Source organism: Seonamhaeicola marinus (assembly GCF_008085455.1).
The window spans coordinates 37,778-53,534 of sequence record NZ_VSDQ01000679.1 but is presented as its reverse complement, the minus strand read 5'-3'; the positions used below and the strand labels follow the sequence as shown (position 1 = coordinate 53,534).

The window sequence follows — 15,757 nt, the reverse complement described above, 5'->3', positions numbered from 1 at the left end:
TTTATGCGGTTTGGCTAATTTTATTTTCTATTAAATCATAGAAATCTTGCAGTGTCGATACGTTTACAAAATCTTCACCAACAAGTTTAACTCCAAAGTTAGATTCTACGGCAACAACTAAATCAACAAAATCTAAACTATCTAATTCTAGCGTTTCTTTTAAGTTTGCCTCAGGAGCGATATCCTCTTGCTCTACCTCAAATTCATCAATGAGAAAATCATTTATTTTTTCAACAATAACATTTTTATCCATTATTCATCAAGCTTTTTTATTATTAGTGCTGAGTTTGTTCCTCCGAACCCGAAAGAATTGGACAAAAATACATTTATTTTTTCGTCTTTTGTTTGTGTTACCAAATTTAATTTGGAGGCGTTTTCATCTGGATTTTCTAAGTTTATATTGGGAGCAATGAAATTATTCTGCATCATTAGTACGGAGTAAATAATTTCGCTGGCACCAGCCATCCAGCATTCATGACCTGTCATAGATTTAGTAGAACTTACATACGGACCATTATCACCAAAGACTTCATAGATTGCTTTTGCTTCGTTTGCATCGCCAACTGGTGTTGAGGTTGCATGAGCGTTAACATAGTTTATTTCATTAGGACTAATGTTTGCCTGCTCTAAAGCCATTTTCATAGCTTTTGTAGGGCCATCTACGTTTGGAGTAGAAATATGGTCTCCGTTGGATGAAAATCCATACCCTAAAATTTCACCTAAAATAGTAGCTCCTCTTTTTTTTGCAGATTCATAAGATTCTACGATAAGGGTTGCGGCACCACCACTTGGCACTAGACCATCTCTATTTGCATCAAAAGGTCTTGAAGCTTTAGTAGGATCTGCAATATTTTTAGAAAAGACGCCTAAACCATCAAAACTACCCATTACAAACTTGTTTATTTCTTGAGCGCCTCCACAAATAACACATTCTTGCAATCCGCTTTTTATAAGTTGATATGCCATTCCTATAGAATGAGAGCCACTTGCGCAAGCTGCGCTTATTGTGAAATTCACTCCTTTAAGTTTAAATATGGTGGAAAGATTCATGGTTACAGTAGAATTCATAGCCTGAAATATAGCGCCTGAACCTACAAGTGTAGTATCCTTTTTGTCTCTTATTTTATCAACCGATTCAATTACAGATTTAGAAGTACTATCATTACCATAAAGAATACCAACGTCATTATTGTCTAAAAAATCTTGATCTATTTTAGCATGTTTAAAGGCTTCAACAGTGGCTACATAGGCATATTCACCTTCTTGTCCAAGGCTAATTCTTTGTCTTCTGGTTAAGCTTTTTTTTAGGTTGGGCTTTTCTACCATTCCCGTTAATGGAGATCTATATCCAAAAGGGATTCTTTCTTCGTCTATAGAGATACCAGATTTTCCTTTATATAAAGAATCCTTAACTTCATCTAAATTTTTTCCTATACAGGAATAAATTCCCATTCCTGTTATCACTACTCTTCTCATGGTACTACTTCGGTTAAGAATAGATTCCTCCGTTAATATTAATTACTTCTCCTGTTATGTACGAAGCTTTTTTGGATACTAAAAAAGATACAACATGCGCAACTTCTTCTGCTTCTCCAAATCTATTAAGAGGAATTAATTTTTTTAGTTCTTTTTCATCTAATTCTGCTGTCATGTCAGACTTTATAAAACCTGGTGCAACAGCATTTACTGTTATTTTTCTTTTGGCTACTTCTTGGGCTAAGGCCTTTGTAGCGGCTACTAATGCTCCTTTGGCAGCTGAATAATTAGTTTGCCCAGGAGTTCCTTTTACTCCAGAAACAGATGCAATATTTACAATTCTTCCGTATCTGTTTCTAAGTAATTTTTGAATTATAGTATTGGTTACATTAAAGAAACCGTTTAGCGAGGTATTTATAACACTTTGCCAATCGTCTTGAGGCATCCACATGAATAACCCATCTTTAGTAATTCCTGCATTGTTTACCAATACTTCAATTATGGCATCTTCGTTGTTTTCTTGCCAAGCGTCTAATTTGCTTTTTACTTCATCGGCTTCAGAAACATTAAACTGAATTATTTCACCGGTATTTCCTTCGGCTTTTACAGCTTCTAAAGTTTCTAATGCTGCTGCCTCATTACTGTTATAATTTATTATAATATGATAATCTGAATCTTTGGCTAATTGAATACAAATAGCTTTTCCTATACCTCTAGAACCTCCTGTTACAAGAACACATTTCATAAATTACTATTATTTAAAAATCTCTAAATGCTTATATTTTTTGTTATTTAACACTTTTCCTTCTGTGTTAATATAAACCCATTCTTTTTTATCTTTTACTCTAGCAAGACCATCAATAAATCCTTTTTGGTTATTTTTTTGGAATATTGAAAATCCACCAGCTGTAATGGCATATTTATCTTCAATGACTAAATCTCCTTTAGAATTAACAAATCCCCATAATTTATTAATTTTTACTGGAGCTAATCCATCGGTGCTAAAAATTTCAGCATCTTTAAATTTGAGTGGAATTATTTCTTCTCCTTTAAGATTAATGTAACCCCATTTTTTGTTTTTGGCTACTGGAGCTAATCCGTTTTTAAAGGCTCTTACCTTGTCATATTTAGGTTCTACAATCCAATTTCCTTTGTTGTCAATAAATCCCCATAAATCATCTTTCTTTGCGTAGGTGTAATCTTTGTTAACCGAAAAATCCCAGATTTTTTGTGCGCCAGAAATTGCTTGAAACTTACCTTCAATTATTATTCCGTGAGTTTCTCCTTTACTAGCTATTACATTGCCGTTATATACGTTGCTAATTTTATCATATTCTGGTTTAACAAAGTAATTTCCTTTAGTATCTATAAGTCCCCATTTATCACCTTCTCTTATTTTTGAATAACCATTAATGAAATTAAATACTTTAGTAAACTTAGGCTCTATTACGATGTCTCCAGAGGTATTCATAAAACCAACAAAATCTCCTTGTCTTATAATTGAAAACCCTTCTTTAAAATCATAAATTTTATCTGAGTTTACGTTGGTAAGTATTTTTTCTCCTTTTGTATTAATAAAAAACCATTGTTTATCTTTTAATACTACTGCAATATCAGAATTAAAGGCTTTTGTCTTATCAAATTGAGGTTCTATGACCCATTCTCCTTTTCTATTGATGAAACCCCAATCGTCTCCATTAATTGTGGCCTCTGCAAGGTTACATTCTGAAGAAAAGTTTTTAGCTACTTTAAATTGAGGTTCTATGACCCATGTACCTTCTTTGTTTATGTATCCAAATTTTCCATTTTCATTGGCTAAGGCCATTTTTTGAGAAAAAGAAAAACCAATGGCGAATACCGAAAATAGAAAAACAAGTGCGATTTTTTTACGAGTAGCTTTCATGATTGATTGTTTTAATTATTGATAATGAATTCTTTAACTTTATTAACATAGGGATACATAACAATGTCTTCAGTAAATTTAGGTACTATATTTCTAAGGTCATTGTACATTTCTTTGGTTTTACTAGAGGTCTTATCTTGAACTCCTAAATATTCAATGGCTTGAATTATAGTGATTAATTCAATAGCAATTACTTCAAATGCGTTTTCAATAACTTTCTTGGTAATCAATGCAGCATTAGTTCCCATACTTACAATGTCTTGGTTATCGTTGTTATTTGGAATACTATGCACATACATTGGATTAGAAAGTGTTTGACTTTCTGCTGTCGTAGATGTGGCCGTAAACTGTACACCTTGCATACCAAAGTTTAATCCCAGTGTGCCTAAATTAACAAAAGGAGGTAAAATATCGTTCAATCTAGAGTTTAATAAATAGTTAAGTTGTCTTTCGGCAAGCATCGTCATTTTTGTAACAACTATTTTTAACTTATCCATTTCTAAAGATACATAATCACCATGAAAATTTCCACCATGATAGACGTGTTCTTTTTCAACATCAACAATAGGGTTATCGTTAGCAGAATTAACTTCTTCTATTAAAATTCTTTCAATGTTATTTAATGTATCCAGAACAGGTCCTAGAATTTGGGGAACACATCTCAAAGAGTAATACTCTTGTACTTTTTCCTTAAAAACCACTACGTCATTATTGCCATTGTATAAATGATGCTCTCTTTTTTTAGTTAAAGAACTATCTGAAAGATGAGATCGCATTTGTTCTGCTATAGCCCGTTGTCCAATATGTTTTTTAGTATTATTCAACTCAAATGAAAGGTGGTCATCGTAAGCTTGCACAATTTCATTAATTGCAGCAGAGGCTTTTGTCATCCAATCTAGTAATCTTCTGGTGTATATAGTATTAACTATACCAATTCCAGTCATTACAGATGTTCCGTTCATTAAACCAAGCCCTTCTCTTAACTCAACAGAAATTGGTTGTAAACCTTCTTTTTCGAAAACATCTTTAGTGTTTAAACGTTCTCCTTTATAAAATACTTCTCCTTCTCCTATTAAAACCAAAGCTAAATGTGCTAACTGCACTAAATCTCCACTTGCGCCAACACCACCATGCTCATAAATTAATGGGGTTATTTCTCTATTAATAAGTTCTGTCATCAATTTAATTACAGAACTATGAACACCAGAATATCCTAAAGATAATGTGTTCATTCTAGCCAACATTGCGGCTTTTACATACATTGGTGGAATTGGTTGTCCGGTTCCAGATGCATGACTTCTAATTAAATTGTATTGAAGTTTAATACGGTCGGCATTTTTAATCTTGTACTGAGCCATTGGACCAAAGCCAGTATTTACGCCATATATTACCTTGTTTTGTGAGAACGTCTTTAAAAAATTAAAACTTTTTTCAATCTTGTTAATTACTTCATCATCTATTTCAACATTTTGGTTTTTAAAAATTACTTTTTTAAAATCCTCAATTCCTAAAGTTCCATTAAATAATAACATTCAAATATTTTGATTATAATTAAAAAAAAAGGTAATAACTAACTATAAAGTAGCTATTTTTGGATGGCTAAATTAAAATATTTAATTCAATACTTATAAATAATATGGTGACAAATGTTGAAGTACTAATAATAGGTGCTGGTCCTTCTGGTTGTGTTGCAGCTGCTCATTTAATAAATGAGGGGGTTAATGTTAAGATTATTGAGAAAAATAAATTTCCACGATTTGTTATTGGAGAGAGTCTTTTACCAAGGTGTATGGACCATTTTGAAGAAGTTGGATTACTGGAACCTTTGCAAAAGATTGGTTTTGAAATTAAAAGAGGTGCAAGGTTTCTTAAAAACGACGTGGTATGTAATTTTGATTTCAGCAAGAAGTTTACAGAAGGGTGGGATTGGACTTGGCAGGTACCAAGGGCAGATTTTGATTCTGTTTTAGTAAATGAAATTATAAAAAAAGGAGCCGATGTTCAATTTGAACAAGAGGTTATTGATGTAAAAATAAACTCTAATGGTAAGTCCGTAATTGATGTTAAAGATAAATCTGGAGAAGTTTATACTATTAATGCCAATTTTATTATTGATTCTAGTGGTTACGGTAGAGTATTACCACGCATTTTAGGTTTAGATAAGCCATCTGAATTACCGAAACATTCTTCAATTTTCACCCATGTTAAAGACATAAATCGTCCGGAAGGAGAAGAAGGTACGCTTATTACCTTTGATGTTTTAGATACCAACACTTGGTTTTGGGTAATACCATTTTCTAATGGAAACACTAGTATTGGATTTGTGAGTACTACTGAGTATATAGATTCTTTTAAAGGAAATAATACCGAACGTCTAAAAGAGATGCTTAAGCTTTCCAAGTATTACTATAATCGATTTAAAGATGTAGAGTTTTCTTTTGAGCCTAAGTGTATAAAGAATTATTCTAAATCTGTATCTCAGATTTATGGTAAGGGGTATGCACTAACAGGTAATAGTGCCGAATTTTTGGATCCTGTGTTTTCATCTGGGGTAACTTTTGCAACCGAATCTGCTTTGGCTGCTGCCAAACTTGTTGTTAAAGAGGTTAATGGCGAAACGGCTGACTGGGAGAAGGATTACGATAGTTATATTAAGGAGGGTGTTGGTGTATTTTCTAGTTATGTAAAGGAATGGTATACAGGAAATTTACAGACGCTCTTTTTCCATAGACCAGAAAACCCAGAGGTAAAACGTCAAATCTGTGCTGTTTTGGCTGGCTATGTTTGGGACAAAACAAACCCTTTTGTTAAAAAACACAATAGAGCAATTAGTACTCTAGCCCATATGTTAAATATGATGGAAAATGAAAAAGCGAACTTATAAAGTCCGCTTTTTTAATTTTTGAATGTTTAGGTATTTATTTTGCCTTTTTCTTTAAATGAGCCGCAAAGGTTTTTGCTAATTTGGCGTAAGATTCAGAAATTCTGTATCCTGAATTATAATCGTTACCAAACGCTCCGTTTCCTTGAGCTTCAATATATTTTACGGAAAAAAGAATGTTACTTGGATCATCGTTTTTGTAAACAGTTAATACCGCATCAATTTTAGCATTTTGCCTCCAAACACCCACGTTATAGTCAGCATACATTAGTGTTGTATGTACTTTTAACGTATAGTTAGCTGCATCAAAGTTTTTATTTACTTTTATTTCACCTTCCTTAAATCTTTTATTGAAAGATTCTATAAACTTTGGCTCGTATCTGTCTTCTCTATCGGCAAACCAAGATTTTTTAAATCGTTCACCTGCTCCAGCTTCTTTTTCCTCTCGCATTTGCATTTTATCTTTTAGAAACTCTTCTTCGTTATCGTATTTAGGAATCTCTAGATTAGAATAATCGAACACAAGATTATACTTGGTAATATCCTTAAGGTTTTTCCATTTACCTTCTTGAATTTTGGCTTTTTGGGCAAATGCAATTGTTGCGCAAAGTAAAATAGCTACGTGTAATAATTTTTTCATGGTGTAAGTTAAATTTAGCACTAAAATAGCATATGTATTTTCTTTACAAAAGAATTATACAAATATCTTTTTTAAAGCATTTCTTAATTAACATTACTAGTTAGAAATATAAAAATAAATTGATGTAGGGAGTATGTTATTGGCGTTTGATAATGTGGTAGTTAAAAGGTAGGAAAAGACGAATTTATTATGTTCTATATCTTTTTAATTACGTTGGTTACTATGCCCCATATAACAAAGTGGTTTTCTGCAGTAACTTTAATAATCGGATAATCTGGGTTTTCTGGTTTCAGCCAAACTTCATCTTTATCTACTCTTAACCTTTTTACGGTAAACTCACCATCTAGAAAGCAAACCGCTATTTTGTTGTTTTCTGGTTCTAAACTTCTATCAATAACCAATAAATCATTATCATCTAATCCTGCTCCAATCATTGATTGACCACTAACTCGGGCAAAAAAGGTAGTGTCCTTATTTTTAACAAGTTCGTCATCTAACGATAAACGTTGTTGTTCACTAAAATCTTCTGTAGGTGAAGGAAAGCCAGCAGAAATTCCAGTATCAAAAAATAAGGCTCCTAAAGAATCATTGACTTCCTCAGGTTTATAAAAGGTTAATTTTTTTGTAGCAGGTAGAATCATTGATAAGGACTTACCTTGTAAAGATACAAGAAATACAGCTAAATATCTAAAATTACTAAGTTCAGACTTTTATCGCCTTGAGAAAAGTTTTTTAAAAGCTGAAATCCTACAGAATTATGGGCATTTATTGAGCGCACGTTCTTTACATCTATTAAGGTAATTATAGCATCAAATTGATGTTGAAGTTCTTTTTTCATGTGATTGTAAAGGCCTCTAAAAACACCTTTGCCTCTAAAGTTTTTATCCACACAAATTTGCCCCATGACAATATATTCCAGATTTTTATCTGTAACAAAATCAATATGATGAAACATAGGTTTCAAAATCTCTACATCCTCTCTAAACGCTTTAGGCATTGAGAGGGCATATCCAACTACCTTATCATTATACTTAGCAATTATATGTGCACAAGAGTTGTTCATGGCTTCTAGTACTTCAAAGGTATGGTGAACAGTAACAAAACCTTCTTTTTGCTTTTCTGCTTCAGAAACGAAAGAAATTAAGTTTGTTCTTTGAAGTTCAAGAATTTGGTCTAATTCCTCATTAGTAGATGCTCTATGGTATGTAACAACCATTAGTAATTTGGGAATTTAGATTTTTAATTTTTTAGCTACTACGTGCCCTGTTCGTTTATAAGTGGTTCTCTTACCGTTAGCGCAAAAATTATAGGTAGCTGTTTTTAAAGTTTCTTTCACCCATATTAATGTAACCTGATCTACGTCACAGCTATACTCTTTGGCTACTTTTTTCTTAACATGCGCTATAGTTGCACGTCCCTTTTTTAATTGAGATTGTATTTTTTTGTTGAGCTTAGGTTCTTCAAAATCATCTGATAAATTACAAGCGTTACTTCCAGATAATAGAGGCTTCTCTTCTGTAACTTCTTTATTGGGTAATACCAGATCAATATATTCCCAAGTAAAATCAGCTTTTAATAAAACACGTCTTCCATCGTCGGTTTTAACAATGTGATTGTTTTGAGACAATGCTGAAAATGAAATAAAAAATACGGCAACAATTAACAAGGACTTCATAAAAAAGTGTTTCTTAGGTTAGCCTCAAAGTTACAATTATTCATCAACAAACTCCAAAATATCTGCGGGTTGACAATCTAAAGCTTTACAAATAGCTTCGAGTGTAGAGAATCTAATAGCTTTTGCCTTTCCTGACTTTAAAATGGATAAATTTGCCGTGGTTATTCCAATAATTTCTGCCAAATCTTTGCTCTTCATTTTTCGCTTTGCAAGCATTACATCTAGGTTTACTACAATTGGCATACGGATTAGATAGTTAAATCGTTTTCTTCTTTTAAAATACCACCACTTTTAATAAAGTCTGCTAATATAAAAAGTCCAAGACCTACAAGGATGACAAAAATAGATTCTATAAAGTTTGTGATAAAAATATTTAATTCTAGTTCTTGTTTGGTAATAATATTGAAAATAATTCCTGTAATGCCAAAAAGGACTAAAAATAAGCCGCCTCTTTTAAATTTTAGTTCACTAATGGTATTGTAAAATCCATTTCTAATTATGGCCATTAAGCCTTGTTGCGTTTTAAAAAGCCCTACCAATAAAAGCAAACCACGTAAAAAAATTATCAAATGATTGTAAGTGCCTAATGCCTTGTCGGTATAGGCTTTTTGAAAGATTAAATCCGGAATAACTAAAAGCCCCAAAATCACAAACAGAAGTACAATTAATGCTATGTTTATAATAGCTAAAAATCTGTGTAATAATCTTATTTTTTTCATCAAGTAGATTCTTTAAATGTAAATATAAGGATTGTAAGGCTAACCAAAAGGTGTACCTATGACATGAAAAACAATGTCGAAAACAAAATGAGCTATCATGGCATTTAGGAGGCCCCATTTCCAAAATATATAACCAAAAACAGTCCCCGTTATTAGGTTCCCAATCATTGTAATGGATACGGTTAAAACCGTTAATTCAGCAAAATTATTCGTCATTGGTATATGTATTAACCCAAACAATAGGCTTGAAACAATAATGGCAAACCAATAAGTACCATTTGTTGGTACTTGAGACTCTCTTAGATATCTAATTACTGCCACAATTGCCGACATAATTCCTAAACGGAATAAAATCTCTTCACTTACAGCTGCAACAAATGAACCTAAAATATAAAACAATTTGGAAGGACGCTCATGTTTAGAAGTAATGGGATAGAATTCCTTTTGAATTTCGAGGAGCCCTAGTAAAACTAATGCCGCTATTATAGCAATGATTATGCTTGTAAACGTAATTCGCTTATTTAAATATAGGTTTAATTTGGAGCTATTAAACATACTGGTTACTCCAGGAGCTCCTAAGTATGATTTTCCAGAAAGAATTAGGCCTAAAAAGATAAATACGATACCAAAAATTGCACTTGTAACAGTAACATTTAAGATAGTATCAAAGATTGGTTCAGTTAATTTGGGGTCTATTGGGCCGGATTGTGATTGAATTCTTCTTATTTCATTTGAAAAAGGAATGTTCACAACGGCACTAAAGATAAATAGTAGTAATAGGGTAAGAGCTACTTTCCATTTATGTTCCTCTAAATTTTCTATATTTCTTGGGATGGGAGATGGAATTGATATTTTCATTTTAATTAATTTTTAAATTACACGATCTAGCATTGAGAATGAATTGAGAACACAATGCGCAATAATTAAAGCCCATAAATTTCTACCACAGTATACATAAGCTAAGCCCATAATAAAACCTAGTATCCCAACCGTTATTGATCTTTCGGATAAATCATATGAATGCCTGTAACCAAACAATGCAGCCTGTACTGTAATTGCTAAAAACGCCGGAAAGGGTGTTTTCGAGAATAGGCGTTCAAGCCAATTCATTAAAAAACCTCGGTCTATAAGCTCCTCTAGTGCAGATTCAACCCATATAAAAAATATGATTGAAAAGAATAGCGCATAATTCCCTTTTAAGTTTCCAAACCTAGGACCTTTATGTTTTCTATTAAGATTTACGGATTCCCAACTAAACATATTTGGAAATATTTCCTTTAATATCTCAATGAGTATAATAGATAGCACACATGTAAGGATAATTAAAAGAGCAATTACTATAGTTCTTTTCCAACTTTTGGGTTTTTTAAGGCCTAAATCTATCCAGGAAATATGATGTGTTTTCATTCTCCAAGTGGCTATTCCTAGAGCAATGAATGAACCAATAAGAACGCTGGCAATAAGGCCTAAAGACTCTATATAAATTTCTCTGGCTAAAAATAAAATGCTCAGATAAATGATTAAGTCTAAAAAACAAGCACTTAAACTAATTTGTTTATTATTAAGAATGTTTTCGTTTTTCATGATAAAATTATTGTTTTTCAATAACAAAACTATATAAAATTATTGTAAAACAATAATAAATTATTTAAAAAAGATATTTTTTATGTCTGTAGATGGGTTTTTTTAACCAGTCTGGACTTCGTAATTTTGAAATAATGTTTCCAAAAAAGTTATTACATAAGTTAGACCAACGCAAAGCGGTTAACGCCTTACGGACACTAAAGAACCAAACTAGTTTAATTGACCTCTCGTCTAATGATTATTTAGGGTTTTCTAAGAACAAGGATATTTTTGAAGATGCTCACCTTTATTTAACACGTAATAGCTATTTGGAAAATGGAGCCACAGGTTCTAGGTTATTATCAGGCAACCACAAGTTATATGGCACTTTAGAAGATGCTTTACAGAGTTTCCATAACGCCAAAGCAGCTCTGGTCTTTAATTCGGGCTATGATGCTAATGTGGGCTTTTTTTCATCTGTTCCTCAAAGAGGGGATATTATTTTATATGATGAATATAGTCATGCCTCTATTCGGGATGGTATCCAAATGAGCAATGCCAAGGCATATAAGTTCAAGCATAATAATTTAGAAGATTTAGAAGAAAAAATACGCCGCTTAGCTTCCAATGACCAAGATATATTTGTAGTAACCGAATCTGTATTTTCTATGGATGGTGATTCACCAGATTTAAAGTTGCTATCAGACGTATGTAAAACCAATAAGGCCTATTTAATTGTAGATGAAGCGCATTCCGTTGGTGTTTTTGGAAATTCTGGTGAAGGGTTAATACAAGAATTAAATATTGAAGATTTAGTTTTTGCAAGAATAATAACTTTTGGAAAAGCTATGGGGTGTCATGGAGCTGCTATTTTAGGAAGTGAGAAATTAAAGCAATATCTAGTAAACTTTTGCCGAAGTTTTATATACACAACCGCGTTGTCTCCCCATGCTTTAAGCACTATTCTGTCCAGTTACAAGGAATTAATGATAAGTTCTAATGTAACTGCTTTGCGTGAAAATATTCTAAGGTTTAAAAAAGAAGTTGGTGTTCAAAAATTGAGACCTCTTTTTATTGAAAGTAATTCTGCTATTCACTGCTGCGTAATTCCTGGGAATACTAATGTAAAAACCATAGCTGAAAAGCTTGAGGAAAAAGGCTTTGATGTAAAACCAATATTATCTCCCACGGTTCCTAATGGAGAAGAACGACTTCGTTTTTGTTTACACGCGTATAATTCTGAAAAAGAAATTTCGGAAGTCTTAGCCTTACTTACTACTTTTGTGAGCTAGATAAAATTTATGAAAACATATTTTATTACCGGTATTTCAACTGAGGTTGGTAAAACAGTTGCATCTTCAATTGTAACTGAAGCTTTGCAGGCAGATTATTGGAAACCAGTTCAGGCAGGAGATTTAGATAATTGCGATACTCAAAAAGTACAACGACTGGTGGCTAATTCGAAGTCGAAATTTCACCCCAATGCTTTTGCACTAAATACGCCAATGAGTCCCCATGCAGCAGCAGAAATTGATAAGGTAAAAGTTGAGGTTTCAAAGATTGAACGTCCCAAAACATCTAATAATTTGGTTATTGAAGGAGCAGGTGGCTTATTAGTTCCAATTAATGATAGTGAAACTATTTTTGATTTAATTAAGCCACAAGACAAAGTTATTGTTGTATCAAGACACTATTTAGGAAGTATTAATCATACCTTATTAACTATAAATGCTTTAAAAGAAAAAGGGCTTGAATCTGCTGTTATTTTTAGCGGAAATGAACACCCAACTACTGAAAGCATTATTAAAAAGATGACTGGAGTAACTATTGTTGGAAGAATTAATGAAGAACCCTATTTTGACCAAAATGTTGTTAAAGAGTATGCTGGGTTATTTAGAGAAAAATTGGAAAAGTTATGACATTACAAGAACGTGATAAAAAACACCTTTGGCATCCTTTAAAACAACATCAACTAAGCCCAGATAGTGTAGCTATAGTTAAAGCCAAAGACTGTATTTTAACTGATGAAGCAGGGAATGAATATATTGATGCTATTGCCTCATGGTATACTTGTATGTATGGTCATTGCAATGACCATATAACGAGCAAGGTTTATCAACAAATGCAGCAATTAGATCATGTAATGTTTAGTGATTTTACCCATGAACCTGCTGTTAAATTGTCTGAAGAGTTAATTAAAATTCTTCCTGATAATCAAGATAAAATTTATTTCAATGATAATGGCTCCACAGCGGTAGAGGCGGGCATTAAAATGGCACTTCAGTATTACTTTAACAAGGGTGAAAAACGTTCAACATTTATAGCTTTTGAAGATGGCTTTCATGGAGATACCTTTGGAGCCATGAGTGTTTCTGGACTATCAGTGTATAATGGGCCTTTTGAAGATTTTCTCATTAAAATTAAACGTATACCAACACCTAATGGTTCTAACCATAAAGAAATATTAGCTTCTTTAGCTGAAATAACTGAAAATCAGCAAGTTGCTGGTTTTATCTATGAGCCCTTAATACAGGGAGCTGCAGGAATGAGAATTCACAATGCTGAAGGTCTTAATCATATTCTGAGTTTTTTTAAGGCAAATGATATTTTATGCATTGCCGATGAGGTCATGACTGGTTTTGGAAAAACCGGAAAATATTTTGCTTCGGACTATATGGAAACCAAACCAGATATCATCTGTTTAAGTAAAGCACTTACTGCTGGCTTGTTGCCTATGGCCATTACCTCTTGTACAAAAGATATTTACGATGGTTTTTTGAGTGATGATATTAGTAAAGGTTTTTTTCACTGTCATACCTATTCTGCTAATCCCGTGGCGTGTGTAGCTGCTATAGCTGGTATTGAATTGTTAACATCTACGGAAATTCAAGAGAATATAAAACGCATTTCGGAAGCGCATGTTCAATTTGGCAAAACCATAGAAAATCATGCGAAGGTTAAAGCTACAAGGCAAATAGGGGTTATTTTCGCCTTAGACTTAAACACAACAATGCAACGTTATGGCGATTTAAGAGATAAGCTTCTAAAGTTCTTTATGGAAAGAGGTGTGTTCTTACGTCCTCTTGGGAATACACTATATATTCAAACACCTTATACCATATCTAACCAGCAATTAAATAAAGTGTATAATGTTATAGAAGCCGCATTAGATACTGTCTAGTTGTTTTTCCAGTAAATTAATTTGTTCTTTAGATGCTTTGATGGTTACATAGAGTTCCTCGTAACTCCAATCGCCATCAGTTTTTTTGGCTTTGATTACAATGTTTGCTTTTCCTTTTGGGCCAGCAATTGGTATAGAAAAGTCGGCATCACCATCGTTGTCGCTTAATGATATATTTCCATTAATAATACCATCTGTTTCAATAGGTTCTCCAATTAGCCTTACAACATTTTCATTTACGGAAGCTTGCTCAAAGGCATAAGTATAGGGTTCCGAGGACTTAAACATTTTTGTAACTCCAAAAATTAATGAACCAAGGCCTAAGATACCTAAAACAATTAGGGTTAGGCATTCACCAATTGGTACAGCCCATTTCCAGTTTCTACCAAACCAGTTTTTTCTTTGTAATTCTTCCATAAGAAATAGTTATATACTTTTATAAAAGTAAGTAGAATTGAAGCGCGAAATGTTACGAATTTGAAAAAATAAATTTCATCTTAACTCAACATTTATGTGATATAATTACAATATACTGTACTTTTGGCAAAATTTTAATTTTAGTGCAAAAGCCAATTTCAATTACAGCCGTTTCGTCTATTTCTTCAATAGGAAAGAATGCCGATGAAGTTTGGAACAATTATCTTAAAGACAGGTCTTTTGTTTCTGAAAGCCAATTTCAAAATACCTCAGTTTATGTAGCAGCCATTCCAGATGATGCGAAAGTAGAAATTGAAAAACTAAGAGTATCGGATAACAAATATAAATCACTAGATGATACCGTTTTATTTGCAATGTATACGTCAAGGCAAGCTATGCAACAGGCAGGATGGGATGGAAGTGATAACTTTGGGATTAATATAGGATCTTCGCGTGGAGCAACAGCATTGTTTGAGCAATATCATAAGGGATTTTTAGAAAAGAATAAAACTGAAACGTTATCCTCTCCAACAACTACTCTTGGAAATATTGCATCTTGGGTTGCTCATGATTTACAAACCAAAGGCCCAGAAATAAGTCATTCAATTACCTGTTCTACAGCATTACATTCGTTTTTAAACGGTGTGGCATGGATTAGCTCGGGCATGTGTAACAAATTTTTAGTGGGAGGAAGTGAAGCGCCGTTAACGCCATTTACCATTGCGCAAATGCAAGCACTCAAAATTTATTCTAGAAGAAAGGATGAATTTCCTTGTCAGGCTCTGAACCTTGAGAAAACTGAAAATACTATGGTTTTAGGAGAGGGTGCGTCAATGATTTGTTTAGAAGAGGGAGAAAAAGATAATGCTCTAGCTTTTGTAAAAGGCTACGGCTATGCAACAGAGATTTTAAAGCATAATATTTCTATTTCTAGTGATGCGGTGTGTTTTCAACGTTCTATGAAAATGGCGCTCGGAGAAACGCCATTTAATGAAGTAGATGTGGTAGTAATGCATGCTCCCGGAACCATAAAAGGAGATATGTCTGAGGTAAATGCTATAGTAAAAGTTTTTGGTGAAAATATACCCGCTTTAACAACAAATAAATGGAAAATAGGCCACACTTTTGGTGCTTCTGGAGCCTTAAGTTTAGAATTGGCAATTCAGATGATGCATCATCAAAAATTTATTGATGTGCCTTTTATTGAAACTAAAAAGACTCCAAAAAAAATAGAAAATGTACTTGTTAATGCGGTAGGTTTTGGTGGGAATGCGGTGAGTATATTATTAAGTAAAAACTAAA

Annotated in this window: 19 protein-coding genes; 5 read left to right on the top strand and 14 right to left on the bottom strand. The window is 32.9% G+C overall.

All coding sequences use genetic code 11. The annotated features are described in order from the left end of the window. Position 1: 1 nt before the first annotated feature. Genes FUA24_RS11365 through FUA24_RS11345 form a run of 5 tightly spaced genes read right to left on the bottom strand, consistent with a single transcriptional unit; the run spans position 2 to position 4,911 of the window. Positions 2–253, bottom strand: coding sequence for an acyl carrier protein (locus FUA24_RS11365; protein ID WP_148542351.1), 252 nt, complete (start codon positions 251–253; stop codon positions 2–4). Continuing rightward, positions 253–1,476 carry a beta-ketoacyl-[acyl-carrier-protein] synthase family protein gene (locus FUA24_RS11360; protein WP_148542349.1) on the bottom strand — a complete coding sequence of 408 codons (1,224 nt, stop codon included), beginning with the start codon at positions 1,474–1,476 and terminating at the stop codon, positions 253–255. The genes FUA24_RS11365 and FUA24_RS11360 overlap by 1 nt, the downstream gene beginning before the upstream one ends. Before the next feature lie 13 nt (positions 1,477–1,489). Then, complete coding sequence (gene fabG / locus FUA24_RS11355; RefSeq protein WP_148542347.1) at positions 1,490–2,221, bottom strand: 3-oxoacyl-ACP reductase FabG; 732 nt, start codon at positions 2,219–2,221, stop codon at positions 1,490–1,492. 9 nt (positions 2,222–2,230) lie between these two features. Next, positions 2,231–3,379 carry a WG repeat-containing protein gene (locus FUA24_RS11350; RefSeq protein ID WP_148542345.1) on the bottom strand — a complete coding sequence of 383 codons (1,149 nt, stop codon included), beginning with the start codon at positions 3,377–3,379 and terminating at the stop codon, positions 2,231–2,233. 11 nt (positions 3,380–3,390) lie between these two features. Next, positions 3,391–4,911, bottom strand: coding sequence for an HAL/PAL/TAL family ammonia-lyase (locus FUA24_RS11345; protein WP_148542343.1), 1,521 nt, complete (start codon positions 4,909–4,911; stop codon positions 3,391–3,393). 104 nt (positions 4,912–5,015) lie between these two features. Between FUA24_RS11345 and FUA24_RS11340 the strand changes: the two genes are divergently transcribed. Next, on the top strand, positions 5,016–6,263 hold the full coding sequence (locus FUA24_RS11340) for an NAD(P)/FAD-dependent oxidoreductase (protein ID WP_148542341.1): 1,248 nt from the start codon (positions 5,016–5,018) through the stop codon (positions 6,261–6,263). A gap of 34 nt (positions 6,264–6,297) precedes the next feature. On the opposite strand, the gene FUA24_RS11335 is transcribed toward FUA24_RS11340, so the two are convergent. The 8 genes from FUA24_RS11335 to FUA24_RS11300 all read right to left on the bottom strand — a co-directional run bounded on the left by FUA24_RS11335 (position 6,298) and on the right by FUA24_RS11300 (position 10,878). Then, complete coding sequence (locus FUA24_RS11335) at positions 6,298–6,900, bottom strand: hypothetical protein (protein WP_148542339.1); 603 nt, start codon at positions 6,898–6,900, stop codon at positions 6,298–6,300. A 194-nt stretch (positions 6,901–7,094) separates the two neighbouring features. Further along, the gene (locus tag FUA24_RS11330) at positions 7,095–7,541 is read right to left on the bottom strand and encodes a LexA family protein (RefSeq protein ID WP_148542337.1); all 447 of its coding nucleotides are present in this window, start codon (positions 7,539–7,541) and stop codon (positions 7,095–7,097) included. A 38-nt stretch (positions 7,542–7,579) separates the two neighbouring features. After that, positions 7,580–8,116: a GNAT family N-acetyltransferase gene (locus FUA24_RS11325; protein ID WP_148542335.1), complete on the bottom strand. Its 537-nt coding sequence runs from the start codon at positions 8,114–8,116 to the stop codon at positions 7,580–7,582. Positions 8,117–8,131: 15 nt separating this feature from the next. Beyond that, positions 8,132–8,575, bottom strand: a complete 444-nt coding sequence (locus FUA24_RS11320) for a DUF3157 family protein (RefSeq protein WP_148542333.1) — start codon at positions 8,573–8,575, stop codon at positions 8,132–8,134. 36 nt (positions 8,576–8,611) lie between these two features. Then, positions 8,612–8,818, bottom strand: coding sequence for a helix-turn-helix domain-containing protein (locus FUA24_RS11315; protein WP_148542331.1), 207 nt, complete (start codon positions 8,816–8,818; stop codon positions 8,612–8,614). Positions 8,819–8,823: 5 nt separating this feature from the next. Further along, positions 8,824–9,294, bottom strand: coding sequence for a hypothetical protein (locus FUA24_RS11310; RefSeq protein ID WP_148542329.1), 471 nt, complete (start codon positions 9,292–9,294; stop codon positions 8,824–8,826). Positions 9,295–9,333: 39 nt separating this feature from the next. Continuing rightward, on the bottom strand, positions 9,334–10,152 hold the full coding sequence (locus FUA24_RS11305; RefSeq protein ID WP_148542327.1) for a CPBP family intramembrane glutamic endopeptidase: 819 nt from the start codon (positions 10,150–10,152) through the stop codon (positions 9,334–9,336). 12 nt (positions 10,153–10,164) lie between these two features. Continuing rightward, on the bottom strand, positions 10,165–10,878 hold the full coding sequence (locus FUA24_RS11300) for a CPBP family intramembrane glutamic endopeptidase (RefSeq protein WP_148542325.1): 714 nt from the start codon (positions 10,876–10,878) through the stop codon (positions 10,165–10,167). A gap of 134 nt (positions 10,879–11,012) precedes the next feature. Here FUA24_RS11300 and FUA24_RS11295 point away from each other — a divergent pair, with 134 nt between their 5' ends. The 3 genes from FUA24_RS11295 to bioA are packed head-to-tail and all read left to right on the top strand — an operon-like array spanning position 11,013 to position 14,038. Next, positions 11,013–12,149 (top strand): aminotransferase class I/II-fold pyridoxal phosphate-dependent enzyme, encoded by a 1,137-nt coding sequence (locus tag FUA24_RS11295; RefSeq protein ID WP_148542323.1) that lies wholly within the window; start codon positions 11,013–11,015, stop codon positions 12,147–12,149. Between the two features lie 9 nt (positions 12,150–12,158). Continuing rightward, on the top strand, positions 12,159–12,776 hold the full coding sequence (bioD, locus tag FUA24_RS11290; RefSeq protein WP_148542321.1) for a dethiobiotin synthase: 618 nt from the start codon (positions 12,159–12,161) through the stop codon (positions 12,774–12,776). Then, complete coding sequence (gene bioA, locus FUA24_RS11285) at positions 12,773–14,038, top strand: adenosylmethionine--8-amino-7-oxononanoate transaminase (RefSeq protein WP_148542319.1); 1,266 nt, start codon at positions 12,773–12,775, stop codon at positions 14,036–14,038. Before bioD ends, bioA begins: the two co-directional genes overlap by 4 nt. Here bioA and FUA24_RS11280 read toward each other — a convergent pair. Further along, positions 14,024–14,455: a cytochrome c oxidase assembly factor Coa1 family protein gene (locus tag FUA24_RS11280; RefSeq protein WP_148542317.1), complete on the bottom strand. Its 432-nt coding sequence runs from the start codon at positions 14,453–14,455 to the stop codon at positions 14,024–14,026. The genes bioA and FUA24_RS11280 overlap by 15 nt on opposite strands. A gap of 143 nt (positions 14,456–14,598) precedes the next feature. Here FUA24_RS11280 and FUA24_RS11275 point away from each other — a divergent pair, with 143 nt between their 5' ends. Next, positions 14,599–15,756, top strand: coding sequence for a beta-ketoacyl synthase N-terminal-like domain-containing protein (locus FUA24_RS11275; RefSeq protein WP_148542315.1), 1,158 nt, complete (start codon positions 14,599–14,601; stop codon positions 15,754–15,756). Position 15,757 lies beyond the last annotated feature (1 nt).

Coding starts and splice junctions, on each gene's coding strand:
- FUA24_RS11365 (WP_148542351.1), bottom strand. CDS start 253: ATGGATAAAAATGTTATTGTTGAAAAAATAAATGATTTTCTCATTGAT.
- FUA24_RS11360 (WP_148542349.1), bottom strand. CDS start 1,476: ATGAGAAGAGTAGTGATAACAGGAATGGGAATTTATTCCTGTATAGGA.
- fabG (WP_148542347.1), bottom strand. CDS start 2,221: ATGAAATGTGTTCTTGTAACAGGAGGTTCTAGAGGTATAGGAAAAGCT.
- FUA24_RS11350 (WP_148542345.1), bottom strand. CDS start 3,379: ATGAAAGCTACTCGTAAAAAAATCGCACTTGTTTTTCTATTTTCGGTA.
- FUA24_RS11345 (WP_148542343.1), bottom strand. CDS start 4,911: ATGTTATTATTTAATGGAACTTTAGGAATTGAGGATTTTAAAAAAGTA.
- FUA24_RS11340 (WP_148542341.1), top strand. CDS start 5,016: ATGGTGACAAATGTTGAAGTACTAATAATAGGTGCTGGTCCTTCTGGT.
- FUA24_RS11335 (WP_148542339.1), bottom strand. CDS start 6,900: ATGAAAAAATTATTACACGTAGCTATTTTACTTTGCGCAACAATTGCA.
- FUA24_RS11330 (WP_148542337.1), bottom strand. CDS start 7,541: ATGATTCTACCTGCTACAAAAAAATTAACCTTTTATAAACCTGAGGAA.
- FUA24_RS11325 (WP_148542335.1), bottom strand. CDS start 8,116: ATGGTTGTTACATACCATAGAGCATCTACTAATGAGGAATTAGACCAA.
- FUA24_RS11320 (WP_148542333.1), bottom strand. CDS start 8,575: ATGAAGTCCTTGTTAATTGTTGCCGTATTTTTTATTTCATTTTCAGCA.
- FUA24_RS11315 (WP_148542331.1), bottom strand. CDS start 8,818: ATGCCAATTGTAGTAAACCTAGATGTAATGCTTGCAAAGCGAAAAATG.
- FUA24_RS11310 (WP_148542329.1), bottom strand. CDS start 9,294: ATGAAAAAAATAAGATTATTACACAGATTTTTAGCTATTATAAACATA.
- FUA24_RS11305 (WP_148542327.1), bottom strand. CDS start 10,152: ATGAAAATATCAATTCCATCTCCCATCCCAAGAAATATAGAAAATTTA.
- FUA24_RS11300 (WP_148542325.1), bottom strand. CDS start 10,878: ATGAAAAACGAAAACATTCTTAATAATAAACAAATTAGTTTAAGTGCT.
- FUA24_RS11295 (WP_148542323.1), top strand. CDS start 11,013: ATGTTTCCAAAAAAGTTATTACATAAGTTAGACCAACGCAAAGCGGTT.
- bioD (WP_148542321.1), top strand. CDS start 12,159: ATGAAAACATATTTTATTACCGGTATTTCAACTGAGGTTGGTAAAACA.
- bioA (WP_148542319.1), top strand. CDS start 12,773: ATGACATTACAAGAACGTGATAAAAAACACCTTTGGCATCCTTTAAAA.
- FUA24_RS11280 (WP_148542317.1), bottom strand. CDS start 14,455: ATGGAAGAATTACAAAGAAAAAACTGGTTTGGTAGAAACTGGAAATGG.